Source organism: Rhodoferax sp. MLSD5-FHT05B10, from assembly GCF_058793415.1.
The window spans coordinates 98,045-111,318 of the sequence record NZ_JBXAFT010000004.1 but is presented as its reverse complement, the minus strand read 5'-3'; the positions used below and the strand labels follow the sequence as shown (position 1 = coordinate 111,318).

General features: G+C 65.5%; 9 protein-coding genes. 2 read left to right on the top strand and 7 right to left on the bottom strand.

The window, feature by feature from the left end:
- The first annotated feature begins 234 nt into the window (after positions 1–234).
- On the top strand, positions 235–1,422 hold the full coding sequence (locus tag AC1Q5W_RS07725; protein WP_492644100.1) for a radical SAM protein: 1,188 nt from the start codon (positions 235–237) through the stop codon (positions 1,420–1,422).
- On the opposite strand, the gene AC1Q5W_RS07720 is transcribed toward AC1Q5W_RS07725, so the two are convergent.
- The 6 genes from AC1Q5W_RS07720 to AC1Q5W_RS07695 form a co-directional block, all read right to left on the bottom strand.
- Positions 1,395–2,165, bottom strand: a complete 771-nt coding sequence (locus AC1Q5W_RS07720) for a lysophospholipid acyltransferase family protein (RefSeq protein WP_492644101.1) — start codon at positions 2,163–2,165, stop codon at positions 1,395–1,397. The two genes, AC1Q5W_RS07725 and AC1Q5W_RS07720, sit on opposite strands and share 28 nt — an antisense overlap.
- Before the next feature lie 7 nt (positions 2,166–2,172).
- Complete coding sequence (locus tag AC1Q5W_RS07715) at positions 2,173–3,465, bottom strand: dihydroorotase (RefSeq protein WP_492644102.1); 1,293 nt, start codon at positions 3,463–3,465, stop codon at positions 2,173–2,175.
- A 1-nt stretch (position 3,466) separates the two neighbouring features.
- A complete protein-coding gene (locus AC1Q5W_RS07710; protein WP_492644103.1) occupies positions 3,467–4,429 on the bottom strand; it encodes an aspartate carbamoyltransferase catalytic subunit in 963 nt (320 codons plus the stop codon).
- Between the two features lie 87 nt (positions 4,430–4,516).
- Positions 4,517–5,053, bottom strand: a complete 537-nt coding sequence (gene pyrR / locus AC1Q5W_RS07705) for a bifunctional pyr operon transcriptional regulator/uracil phosphoribosyltransferase PyrR (RefSeq protein WP_492644104.1) — start codon at positions 5,051–5,053, stop codon at positions 4,517–4,519.
- Positions 5,014–5,424 (bottom strand): Holliday junction resolvase RuvX, encoded by a 411-nt coding sequence (gene ruvX, locus AC1Q5W_RS07700; RefSeq protein ID WP_492644105.1) that lies wholly within the window; start codon positions 5,422–5,424, stop codon positions 5,014–5,016. Before ruvX ends, pyrR begins: the two co-directional genes overlap by 40 nt.
- Positions 5,421–6,020 carry a YqgE/AlgH family protein gene (locus AC1Q5W_RS07695; RefSeq protein ID WP_492644106.1) on the bottom strand — a complete coding sequence of 200 codons (600 nt, stop codon included), beginning with the start codon at positions 6,018–6,020 and terminating at the stop codon, positions 5,421–5,423. Before AC1Q5W_RS07695 ends, ruvX begins: the two co-directional genes overlap by 4 nt.
- A gap of 21 nt (positions 6,021–6,041) precedes the next feature.
- Between AC1Q5W_RS07695 and AC1Q5W_RS07690 the strand changes: the two genes are divergently transcribed.
- The gene (locus tag AC1Q5W_RS07690; protein WP_492644107.1) at positions 6,042–7,511 is read left to right on the top strand and encodes a cryptochrome/photolyase family protein; all 1,470 of its coding nucleotides are present in this window, start codon (positions 6,042–6,044) and stop codon (positions 7,509–7,511) included.
- Here AC1Q5W_RS07690 and AC1Q5W_RS07685 read toward each other — a convergent pair.
- Complete coding sequence (locus AC1Q5W_RS07685; RefSeq protein WP_492644108.1) at positions 7,508–13,216, bottom strand: hybrid sensor histidine kinase/response regulator; 5,709 nt, start codon at positions 13,214–13,216, stop codon at positions 7,508–7,510. The two genes, AC1Q5W_RS07690 and AC1Q5W_RS07685, sit on opposite strands and share 4 nt — an antisense overlap.
- Positions 13,217–13,274 lie beyond the last annotated feature (58 nt).

Here is a 13,274-nt window from a genome sequence, read left to right as displayed (position 1 = left end):
CATGTTCATTTCCAGGGGCTCCATGAGCCAAAACAATTGCGATAGGCCTAGCTTAGACCAATTGCCCCGCCCGGCGACACCCCTTGCTCCGGAAAAGTGAGAAACGGGGACTCCCCAGCACCCTGGCGGCGACCCCGACTGGGTCAAACAATGCGCAGAAACATGCATTCCGATTGCGGATTAAAGCGTCCCGGCGCTTAACATCGGCGCCCGACGCCTTTTAACCGCCACACCATGCATACCCACAGCCCCATCCATTTCTCGCCCTCCAAAGCCACCCTGCCGGTTCCCGAGTCGGACCCCAACCCCATCGTCGGCGGCCGCGTGGAGCTGCAGCTGCTCACCACGCTCAAGTGCAACCTCAAGTGCAGCTACTGCTCGCTGGGCGTGGGCGACGTGCTGGGCTCCCAGGTCCATGTGGAATACGACATCGAGCAACTCAGCGCCTTTGTGGACAAGCACCTGCAGGGCAAGGAGGTCTACGTCACCTTCTACGGCGGCGAACCCACGCTGAACAAGAAACTCATGCTCGAAGTGATGCAGCGCTTCCCGCGCTTTCGCTTCCAGTTGCAGACCAATGCCACGCTGATCGACAACTTGCCTGAGTGGTCACTGAACCGCCTGTCCAATGTGCTGGCCTCCATCGACGGCGGCGAGTCAACCACCGACGGCTACCGCGGCAAGGGCATCTACCGCCAGGTGGTGAAGAACCTGAAGGAAGTGCGCGAGCACATTGGCGGCAGCGTCACCGCCCGCGTCACCTGGGGCAACCCCGACACCTGTTTCGAGGAGCTCGACGAGCTGGTCTCCGAGGGCACACCGTTCGACTACCTGTACTGGCAGTTCGTGGCCGACGAGATGTACGCCGGCGACTCGGTGGACAAGCGCAAGGCCGTGCTGGTGCAGCTCATCGACAAGTTCTTCTCCCGAACCGATGTGCTGTACCCGCTGATTCCGCTAATGGGCATGGTGCGCAACAAGCTGTTCCCCACCCGCGCGCAGGAGCTGTACGCCGGCGCCACGCAGTGCCGCGTGTCCACCCATTTGCTCAACGTCATGCCCAACGGCGAGATCTACCCCTGCCCGGACATGATGTACGCGCCGGCCATGAAGATGGGCGACGTGAAGACCAACTGGCTGAAGAAGAGCCCGCTGCAGCAGGACCCGGCCATGCCCTGCCACAGCTGCGAAGCCTACAGCTGGTGCCGCGGCAACTGCATGAAGAACATGTACCTGGGGTATGTGAAGAACGACCTGCGCTACCGCGCCAACGTGGTCGAGCCGATCTGCGACCTGATCCGTTTCATGGGCCAGGAGATCGACAAGCGCAACCCGCAGGCGTGGTTTGATGCCGCCACGCTGCCGGTGCGCAAGCAGATCATGGACTGCGAGGTCTACGAGTACGTGGAAGTCATGCCCTGAGCGCCTGAGTCGCCGCGCATGGCGGCGATGGTGGCGCGCAAATCGGCCGCCCAGACGCGGCGGTCGCGCCCCTGCGCCCACTGGGGCTCGCCAAAACGCACCACGGCCACCAGGTCGCGGGTGCACAGGGTGCGCCACAGGGATTGCAGCAGCGTGTCGTCTCCCACGTAGCAGGGCGCCAGGCTGAGCACGCCGGTGTGCGCATCCGTGAATTGCAGCGCCACCGGCTGGACGGGCGCATCCGCCACGATGGGGGCCTGCAGCAGGTTGGCATGGAACGGCAGCAAGGTGGTGCCGTCACCGGTCGTGCCCTCGGGGAACACCGCCAGCACATCGCCCTGTGTCAGACACTCCGCCATCTGGTGCACCACCCGCATGGCGTCGCGGCGCGATGCGCGGGTGAGGTACAGCGTGCCCGCGCCGGTGGCCAGCGTACCCACCAGCGGCCAGTGCCGCACATCGTCCTTGGAAATGAAACGGCAGTGGCGCGCCGCGTGCATCACCACAATGTCCAGCCAGGAGATGTGGTTGGCCGCCAGCAAGACGGGCCCCGTCAGGGGCGGCTGGCCATGCACTACTAATTTGATAGCAAGCCGCGCAAGCATTTCAAGGGCCCAGACCTGAATACGCAGTTCTTTCTGGGCCGGCGTGAGCCGCGGGAAGACGAACTGGATCGTGAGCGCACCCACCACGATGTGGCCCAGCACGCGCAGCAGTTTCCAGCAGGCGTGCAGGCGGCGCATGGGCGACTCAGGCAGCGTAGGCCAGGTGCCCGCCTACCAGCGTGGCCCGCACGCGCCCTGGCAGCTCGTAGCCACCAAATGGCGTGTGGTGGCCTTGGCTGCGCAGGGCGGACGGCTCCACGACCCACGCGGCGTCCGGATCGAACACGCACACGTCCGCCGCCGCACCCACCAGCAAGCGCCCGGCGCTGGCGGCCAGCGGGCCCAGCGCCGCGCCCACCACGCTTGCGGGCTGGCTGGTCACGGTCGCCAGGGCGCGGGGCAATGCCACACCACTGTCCTGCGCCCATTTGCAAGCCAGGCTGAGCAGCAGTTCCAGCCCGGTGGCACCGGGCTCGCTCTCGGCAAAGGGCAGCGCCTTGGCGTCTTCGTCCACCGGAGTGTGATCGGACACCAGGGCGTCGATGGTGCCGTCAGCCAGGCCGGCGCGCAGGGCATCGCGGTCGCGCTGCTGGCGCAGGGGCGGGTTCAGGCGCATGCGGCTGTCGAAGTAACCGATGTCCACGTCGGTGAGGTGCAGGGAGTTGATGCTGACGTCGCAGCTCACCGGCAGACCGTCGGCCTTGGCCTGGCGCACCAGCGCCACGCCGGCGGCGCTGCTGATGCGGCACAGGTGCACGCGGGCCCCGGTGGAACGCATCAGTTCGAAAATGGTGTGCAAGGCGATGGTCTCGGCCGCCACCGGCACGCCGGAAAGGCCCAGGCGCGTGGCCAGCGCACCGCTGGCCGCCACGCCCTTGCCCAGGTGCATCTCCTGCGGGCGCAGCCAGACGGTGTAGCCAAAGGTGCTGGCGTACTGCAGGGCGCGCTGCAGCACCTGGGTGTTGGCCAGCGGAACTTCGGCCTGGCTGAAGCCCACACACCCGGCCTGGGTGAGCTGCAGCATCTCGGTGAGGACCTCGCCTTCCAGGTTGCGGGTCAGTGCCCCCAGCGGGAAGACCCGGGCCAGGTTCAGCCGCTCGGCGCGGTAGCGCAGCATTTCCACCAGACCGGCTTCGTCGAGCACCGGCTCGGTGTCGGGCGGGCACACCACGCTGGTCACGCCACCGGCGGCCGCGGCGGCCATTTCCGAAGCCAGCATGCCTTCGTGCTCATGGCCGGGCTCGCGCAGGCGCACCGACAGGTCCACCAGACCGGGCATGACGATGCAGCCACGGGCGTCGATCACCGTGTCGGGGGAAAAATCAGATGCTATGTTTTTTATAGCTGCAATCGCAGAACCTGCGATGGCTACGTCGGCTTTTTCATCGAATCCGCTGGCGGGATCAATGACCCGGCCACCCTGGATCAGTATTTTCATGTCAGGCCTCGTTTCCGGCAACAATGCTCATCACCGCCATGCGCACCGCGATGCCAAAGGTCACCTGCGGCAGGATCACGCTCTGGCGACCGTCCACCACGGCCGAGTCGATCTCGACCCCGCGGTTGATGGGCCCGGGGTGCATCACGATGGCGTCGCTCTTGGCCAGCTGCAGCTTTTCGGGCGTCAGGCCAAAGCTCTTGAAGAATTCGTGCATGGACGGCAGCAGCGCGCCGTTCATGCGCTCGTTCTGGAGCCGCAGCATGATGATGACGTCGCAGTCCCGGATGCCCTCTTCCAGCGTGTGGCACACCCGCACGCCCATCTGCGCCATGTCGGCCGGCACCAGGGTCTTGGGACCCACCACGCGGACCTCGGCGCAGCCCAGGGTGGTCAGCGCATGGATGTCGGAGCGCGCCACCCGCGAGTGCAGCACGTCACCCACGATGGCCACCGTGAGATTGGAGAAGTCCTTCTTGTAGTGCCGGATCGTGTACATGTCCAGCAGGCCCTGCGTCGGGTGGGCGTGGCGGCCGTCGCCCGCATTGATCACGTGCACGTGTGGCGCCACATGCTGGGCAATCAGGTAAGGGGCGCCCGATTCGCTGTGGCGCACCACGAACATGTCGGCTGCCATGGCGCTGAGGTTGGCGATGGTGTCCAGCAGCGACTCGCCCTTGGAGGCAGAGGAGCGCGCGATGTCCAGGTTGATGACGTCGGCCGAGAGCCGCTTGGCGGCGATCTCGAACGTGGTGCGGGTGCGGGTGGAATTCTCGAAGAACAGGTTGAAGACGCTTTTGCCGCGCAGCAGCGGCACCTTCTTCACCTCGCGGTCGTTAACCGAGACAAAGTTGGTGGCGGTATCCAGAATGTGCGTGAGGATACTCTTGGGCAGGCCCTCCACCGACAGCAGATGGATCAGCTCGCCGTTCTTGTTGAGTTGGGGGTTGCGTTTGTACAGCATGTCAGGCCTCCTGCCGGGCCGCCCCACAGGAGGCTCGCGCCCCCTCGGGGGGCAGCGAATACACGAAATGATGAACGTGGGGGCTCGTCATGTTTTCTCTTTCACGTCAAAACTGAACACGCCGGCGTCGCTGCGCGCCAGGGCCAGCGACTGGTTCGGGCCCAGGCTCACCCGGGCCGCGGCGAAGTCGGCCTGCACCGGCAATTCGCGCCCACCCCGGTCCACCAGCACGGCCAGCTTGACGCTGGCTGGGCGCCCGTAGTCGAACAGTTCGTTGATCACCGCTCGCAGGGTGCGTCCGGTGTAGAGCACATCGTCGAGCACCAGGATGTGGGCCCCATTGACATCGAAGGGCAGCACCGTCTGGCCGCCGGCCGACAGCCCGCGCTGCGCGAAATCATCGCGGTGCATGGCAGATGAAATGGTGCCGGCCTGCCCAGGGAGCTTCAGGTCCCGCTGCAGCCGCTCGGCGAGCCAGGCGCCGCCGGAGGTGATGCCCACCAGCCGGGTATCGGGCTGGCTGATCAAGGGCACCCCGCGCAACAACTCGCGGTAAAGCGCTTCCGCATCCAGAACCAGTGTACTCACGCCAGACTCCTTAAAAACTGTTCCAGAATAATGCATGCCGACTCTGCATCGGCATCGTGTGCGCCGTTGGCCAGCGCCTCGGTGGTGCTGTAACGCTCATCCACCTCAAACACCGGCAGGCCGAAACGGCCATGCAACTGTCGGCCAAACTTCCTGGCCCGCGCCGTATTTTCGTGTTCCGCGCCGTCCGGATGGTAGGGCACGCCGATGACCAGGGCGTCGGGCTGCCACTCCTGGATCCGCTGCGCAATCTGGGCGAATCGTGCGTCGCCCTGCGCGTGGATGGAACCCGCCGGCTGGCCCGCGCCCCGCAAGCGGCTGCCGACCGCCACGCCCGTGCGCTTCATCCCGAAATCGAACGCCAGAAACGTCTGCAGGGCGGCGGGAACCGTGGGTGCCTGGCTCATGCGTGGCCCGCCTGCGTGGACAGCATCCAGGACTGCAAGCCCAGCAGGGCCAGGGCCCTGTCGTACCGCTGCTCCACCGGCGTGTCGAAGATAACCGTCTGGTCGGCATCCACCGTGAGCCAGCTGTTCTCGCCCAGTTCGGTCTCCAGCTGCCCCTCGCTCCAGGCGGAATACCCCAGCGACACCAGGACCTTGCGGGGACCCGAGCCACTGGACAGGGCTTCCAGCACGTCTTTGGAGGTCGTCATTTCCAGCCCTCCGGGAATCGTCATGGTGGACGCGTACAGCGCCTCCTCGGGCTTGGCACCCTGTGCAAACAACGGCTCGTGAAGGACAAAACCGCGCTCCACCTGCACCGGTCCGCCCTGGAACACCGGGCTGTCCGTCAGGTCGTGGCGCAGCAAGGGGAGGTCGACCTTGCCAAACAGGGCCTCCATCTTGATGTCCGAGGGTTTGTTGATCACCAGGCCCAGCGCGCCGCGCGGACTGTGCTCACACACATAGACGACGCTCTTGGCAAATATCGCGTCATCCAGCCCGGGCATTGCAATCAAAAAATGGTTCGTGAGGTTGATGGATGCAGAATCGCCGGACATGTTTTGATTTTAACGGCTGTCATGCAAAAAGAATTCAGCACGGGGCTGGTCTGGTTCCGGCGGGACCTGCGCGCACAGGACCACGCGGCGCTCAGCGCCGCCCTGCAGTCCTGCCGGCAGGTGCACTGTGTTTTCGTCTTCGACCGCGCGATTCTGGACGCATTGCCACGCGCTGATCGGCGGGTGGAGTTCATCCGGGAGTCGCTGGTGGAGCTCGATGCCCAGTTGCGCACGCTGGCGGGCAGACCCGGCGCCGGCTTGATCGTGCAGCACGGCTTTGCCACCACCATCCTCCCCGCGCTGGCTTCAGCATTGGAGGTGCAGGCCGTCTTTGCGGCGCACGACTACGAACCGCAGGCCATCACCCGCGACGCGCAGGTGCAGGCTGCACTGGAAACCCGCGGCGTGGCCTGGATCACCGCCAAGGACCATGTCATTTTCGAACACCAGGAGGTGCGGACGCAGACCGGCAAGCCCTACAGCGTCTTCACGCCGTACCAGCGGGCCTGGCGGGCGCGCCTGGGTGACGCGCCGCCCGGCGCGCATGCCTGCGAACCCCATGCGGCAGCGCTGGCCGAGCGCCCACCGGCCTATGTCCAGCCAGTACCGGCACTGGCCACGCTGGGTTTTGCGCCAACCAACCTCCACACTCTGGGCCTGCGCACCGGGACCACCGGCGCACGTGCGTTGCTGGATGACTTCTGGGAGCGCATGGACCAGTATGACGCGACGCGCAACTTCCCCGCCGTGAAAGGCCCCAGCTACCTGAGCGTGCATCTGCGTTTTGGAACCCTCTCCATCCGGCAACTGGTGGCCTTGGCCCTGCAGCGGCATCTGCAGGGCAGCGCGGGCGCCACAACGTGGCTGAGCGAACTGATCTGGCGCGATTTCTACTTCCAGATCCTGGCGAACTTCCCGCATGTGGCCACCGCCGCCTTCAAGCCGGCATACGACCAGATTGCGTGGGAGCAAGGCCCCCACGCGCAGGCGCTGTTTGCCGCGTGGTGCCAAGGGGCCACGGGCTATCCGCTGGTCGATGCCGCCATGGCCCAGCTCAACCAGACCGGCTACATGCACAACCGCTTGCGCATGGTGGCCGGGAGCTTTCTGGTCAAGCACCTGGGCATCGACTGGCGCTGGGGTGAGGCGTATTTTGCGGAAAAACTCAATGACTTCGACCTGGCCGCCAACAACGGTGGCTGGCAATGGGTGAGTTCCAGCGGCTGTGACGCGCAACCCTACTTCCGCATCTTCAACCCAGTCAGCCAGAGTGAGACGTTCGATGCACAAGGGAAATTCATCAAGCGCTACCTGCCTCAGCTGGCGCCGTTAAGCCCCAAACTGATTCACGCGCCATGGTTGGCCAAGCCGGTGGATCTGGCAGCTGCCGGCTTGGTCCTGGGGAAGGACTACCCCCTTCCCGTTGTGGACCACGCCGAAGCCCGCGCCCGGACCTTGCAGCGCTATGCCGTGGTGCGCAAGCCCGCCTAGGCTTCCACCGTCTTGTCGCAGTAGCTGCGCACCAGGGCGAGCAACTCTTCTTCCGAATAAGGCTTGCCGAGGTAGTGATCAACCCCCAACTCCAGCGCGTGTTCACGGTGCTTGGACGCGATGCGGGAAGTGATCATGATGATGGGCAGGTCCCGCAGGCGCGCGTCACCACGGATATTGCGCGCCAGGTCAAAACCGTCCATGCGCGGCATTTCGATGTCGGACAGCACCACCGCAGGCTTCTCTTCCTGCAGCCGCTCCAGCGCCTGCAAGCCGTCGTTGGCCAAGGCCACGCGGTAGCCTTCACGCTTGAGCAGGCGCTGTGTCACCCGGCGCACCGTGATGGAATCGTCCACCACCAGCACCAACGGCACGTGGTGGGTTTCCCCCATCAGGGTGGTCACCGGCTGGGCAACCGCGGCATCTGGCTTGGCCTCTGCCGCCGCCCGCAACTGGCGGGCTTGTTCACCGTAGACGGCGGCCAAAGCCACCGGGTTGTAGATGAGCGCAACCGCACCGGAAGCCAGCACCGACACCCCCGCCAAACCTGGCAGACGGGCCAACTGGGGCCCGAGGTTCTTCACCACGACTTCCCGGTTACCCAGCACTTCATCCACGTGCATGGCCAGGCGCTGACCCGCGCTGCGGAACACCGCCACCGGCAGGGTCCTGTCCTGCGTCTCATCACTCTGGGAAGATACCTGCAACAAGGCACCGGCCCAGAAGAACGGGATGGTCTCGCCGCCAATATCGAAGCCATCGCGCTGATAGGCCTGCTCCAGCACGGCAGCAGGTGTGCGCAAGACGGTCTCCACCAGACTGGAAGGCACACCGATGGTGAACTCGCCCATGCGCAGCATCACCACCTGCGTCACCGCCGTGGTCAACGGCAGCACCAGCTTGAACGTCGTACCCTGCCCCAAAAGGGTGGCGGTTTCAATCCGCCCGCCCAAGGCATTGACTTCGGAGCGCACCACGTCCATGCCGATACCCCGTCCGGACAGCTCCGTAACCTGGTCTGCAGTGGAGAATCCGGGCATGAAAATCAGGTTGGCCGCATCGCCTTCCGCGAGCACCTGATCGGCCGAGATCAGTCCCTGGTCCAGGGCCCGCGCCCGGATGCGGTCCAGGTGCAAGCCGCCGCCGTCATCGCGGAAGGCCACGGAGACGTCGTTGCTTTCCTGGCTCACCTGGATGGCAATCGTGCCCACCGCCGGCTTGCCCGCCGCGGCGCGCACGGAAGCGTCCTCGATACCGTGGGCCACAGCGTTGCGCAGCATGTGCTCGAAGGCGGGGGCCATGCGCTCCAGAACACCCCGGTCCATTTCAATGGAACCACCGGTAATGTCCAGCTTGACCTGCTTGCCGGTGTCCTTCCCGGCCTGGCGAACCACCCCATACAGGCGCTCGGAAATGCTTTCAAACTCCACCATGCGGGTGCGCAGCAGATCGCGCTGCAGCTCCCGCGCCTGGCGACCCTGGGCAATCAGATCGTCTTCAGCGCCTTCCACCGAGCGCTGCAGGTTGCGCTGCACCGTGGCCACGTCGTTGACCGACTCGGCCATCATCCGCGTAAGCTCCTGCACCCGGGTAAAGCGATCGAACTCCAGCGGGTCGAAGGCCTGTGCGGAATCCTTGGCTTGAGCCAGGCGCGATTGCACCTGCGACTCGGCCTGCAACTCGACGTCCCGCAACTGCTGGCGCAACCGTTCCAGGTTGCCACTGAGCTCACCCAGGGAGCCACGCAGCTGGGTCAGGCGGTCGTCCATGCGCGCCCGCGTAATCATCACCTCGCCGGCCTGGTTGACCAGCCGGTCAAGCAGTTGCGAACGCACACGGACCGATTGGCTGGCGGACTGGCGCGGCGGGGCAAACGCCATGCTGCGGGGGGCAACCGGCAGCGCCACGCCGGCAGCAGCCGGTTCGGCCAGCGGTGCGGCGGTCTCCTGTGACAACTCCGCAGCGGTACCCTGGGCACCCAGGCCGGAAAAGACCGCCTGCAGCGCATCGAAACGGGTCAGCAGGGGCTCCAGCTGAACGGCCTGCAACTGGTCCGTTCCCACCTGCTCAATGCTCGACTCCATCCGGTGGGCCATTTCCCCCAGACGCATGGCACCGGCCAGACGGGCGCTTCCCTTGAGGGTGTGCAACACGCGCAGCACTTCGCTGCGGGCACCCAAGTCATCCGGCTGACTGACCCACTGGCGCAGGGCCGCCGCCATTTGCGGCAGGAGTTCGGTCGCCTCCTCTTCAAAAATCGGGAACAAGTCGACATCGAGGTTGTCGACCGCATCAATGTCGTCGTCCTGGGCCGATGCCACCGTGAGCGGCGCCGCCGCCACCACGGGCGCGACAGGGACCGCCGACACAACCGGGGCCACCTCGGGCAAGGCCTCCGTTTCAGGGCTCTCGGGCAGCAACGCCTCATCATCCAGAACACCCGCCACGGAGTCCATGGTGGGCGCGGGGAACTCGGTCGCGATGATCGCCTGCAGCGCCTGCAGAACCGATGCATCCGCCTCCTTGAGGAAACCGGCGGCGAACTGGTGCAGCAGACGGCGGATGTCTTCCGCCGCACTGGCAAAAACCTGTGCCTGTTCAGGCGTGCCTTGGCGGTGCAACTGCACGTGCTGCAAAGCCTGCTCCAGCGAACGCGCCATCTCGGACAGCGCCACAAAACCGACCGTTGCCGAACTGCCCAGCAGGGAGTGCGCCAGCGTGACGGCAGAGTCCGGCAAGGGGCGATGCAACTCCATGGCCCACTCGCTCAACTCCACCTGCAGGCGCCGCGACCATTCGTCCGCCTCGTTGAGGTACACGTTGTACAGCGGAATGCTCAGGCGCAGATGCCCGATGACCTTGACCTGTTCCTCGGCCGGCGCCGGGACAGGCTCCTGAGGCGGCTCCACCGCCGCCTGTGCAGCAGGGAACTCCAGGTCATCCAGCGATACTTCGGACGGCGTGAGATTCAGCGCGGGCACGGCGTCGTCGGGCGCCACCGCGGCATCCAGCACACCGCTCAGGTCCAGATCCGCAGCCTCCTGCGCCACGGGCGCAGGCGCTTCGGCCGGCGTCATGTCGGTGAAGTCAAAGTCGCCGAAATCGAGTTCCTTGACTTCGGTCGCTGCAGACGCTGGCGCGGCCTGCGCCGGCTCCAGATCGAAGTCGGAAATTTCGGTCGCCACGAAATCGGGATGGGCCTGCTCCGGCTCCGGCAGCAGCCCGTCAAACATCTGGGTGGCAGCGAAATCCGGCGGTGCCACGGCAGCAACGGCCTCGGGCTCCACCGACACAACCTCTGCCACCGGCTCGGGCGCGGGGGCCGCTGCAACATCGACGCCTTCGGGAGGCGTGTGCAGCGGAATCAGCAAGCCTTCCAGGCGCAAGCCGTCGGACGACTTGCGGAAGTCCTGCGCGCTCCACTCGGTGCCCGTTTTACCGGCAATATCTTCCACCCAGCGACCAAACGCGTGCATGGCACTGCTGGCGGCGGTGATCAGCTCATTGCTGGCGGGACGCTGCTCTGCCAGCCAGGTGTTGAGCAATTGTTCGAACGACCAGGCGGCCTCGCCAAAGTCGGTCAGGCCCACCATGCGCGAACTGCCCTTGAGCGTATGGAACGCCCGGCGCAAGGTCGTCTGGTCCGCCAGATTGGTGGGGTCGGCCACCAAGGCATCAATGGCCTGCAACCCGTTTTGCACCACCTCGCGCGCCTCGTCCAGGAAGATGTCCAGGATTTCGTCGTCATCCTCGGAAGGTTCCTCTGCGGACGGTGTGGCGGCCACGCTGGCCGGCGCCACCGCGGGAGCCATTACCGGCGCGGCGGGAGCGGGTGCACTGACAGCCGCCTCCGGCACCGCGGCAACCGGCTCGGGCAACCCCAGGTCGAATTCCAGGGGCGCTGACACCTCTGGCACCGGTTCGGGCTCCTGCACCGACACGCGCTCGCGCCCCATCAGCGGCTTGAACTCGCCCAGGTCTTCGTCCCACACAAACAGCTTCTTGGCCAGCGCACGCTGGTAACTCAGCATGTCGATGAGAAAGCCCATGGCGCCCAGGCTGTTGCCCAGCTTTTCGAAAATGCCGGTGCGGGCCGATGCCTCGTCGATATCGTCGACCAGGAACTGCTCGACGCTGGCCCGCATGCGCAAGGCCGCCAGAGACGGCTGATCCAGCCCCAGAACCGAAAATACGCCGCGCATTTGCGCCAGCTGGCTGGGCACCTCACGCAGAGGGGCCTTGTCCTGCGGACTGCGGAAAAACTGGTCGAGCGATTTCTCAACCTCCGCCAGCGTGGCACGCAACTCGTCCACCACACTGCCCATGGTCTGGCGGTCGCTGACTCTACGGTACAGGTCCTCCATCCAGGCTTCCATGGGCTCCGGCTGGCCGCCGGCAATGACATGCTCAAGCCGTTGTGCCAGCCGCGCGCTGCGGTCCGCCATCTTGGATTCCGTGGGGTCCAGGTCTTCGTACGCGGCTTCCAGATAGAGCACCGCGGTAGCCACCTCCATGGCGATCGCCGGAACCGGCGCCGTGCCGGAGCGCACGGTGGCATCAATCGCATGCGTCAGGGACCGGGCCAGCTCTCCGCTTTCGGGATGCAACTTGAGCACCGAATCGGCAACCGTGGCGAACTGCTCTGCCACCACCTTGAGCCGATTGGTATCGCCCCCCGCCAGGGCCGACCAGGTTTCGGCCGCCGCCGCAATGCGCTTGCGCGCCAGCACCATCTGGGCCGGGTCAAAGCGCCCGAACTGCTCGGTTTCGTAATCGACCGGCTTGGTGGCGGTCAGGCCATAGGCCTTGCGCACCGCCTGCAATACCGGCGCAGGCTGGGCGGCTGTTGGCACGGCCAGCGAGCAGAAGAAAACCAGCTCATGGGCCAGCCGCTCGGAAATACTGCTGTCACCCCGCTCCAGGGAGGTGTACTGCTGCAAAATGCGCGAGGACACCCGCTTGGTGTAGACGTCGTTCGGGCAGAGTCCCAGGGCAACGGCCTCAAAATAGGCGGCACAGACCGTCCAGAAAGTACGGGCGTCCAGGGCCGACTGCCCCGCCGCCAGCCCGGCACACACCGCCACCAGGTTCCTGGCTGCCTTGGCGTCTCCGGTGCGCATGATCTTCAGGACCGCCTGGTCCATCTGGGCCCTCACCGCGGGCGCATAGGCCAGAGCGGTAACGTTGGACGGCAGCCCTACCTCCAGCCAGCGCAGCTCCACGGGCCACAGATCGGCCGGATGTGCCCGATCACCACCCACCAGTTCCATGACGGCGCGGTACTGGGGAAACAGTGCGACAGACGAGGCCGTCTTGCCTTTGAGCACCCCTTCCAGGTACTCCGTCAAGGCAAAACTGGCACGCTCCACCTTGTTCGCCGCGTCATCGCTGCACTGCTCCGGACGCTGCACAAATTTCTGCGCCAGCGCCTCCATGGCACGCAGCACCTTGGCCGGTGCACCCAGCCCCACCATCTCCAGCGCACCCACGGCCTGGTGCAACTGCTGGCGCGCGATGCGCAGGTGGCTGGCATCGAGCTCTGTCAGATCGGACCCGCGGGCCAACTCGGCGTCGCGCACAAAACGGCGCAACGCCTTGGTTGCACCATCCAGCGATTTGCGCAGCTCGTCCAGAACCCATGCCAACGGGCCAAGATCGCTGGTCGCTAGTTCATTGTCGCCAGGCAGGGCAGAATTCGATGACATGGGTTCAGGCTTTCCTGGAGATCACTATTGATCGCGTTTCCGAAGGGGGTGTACCAGA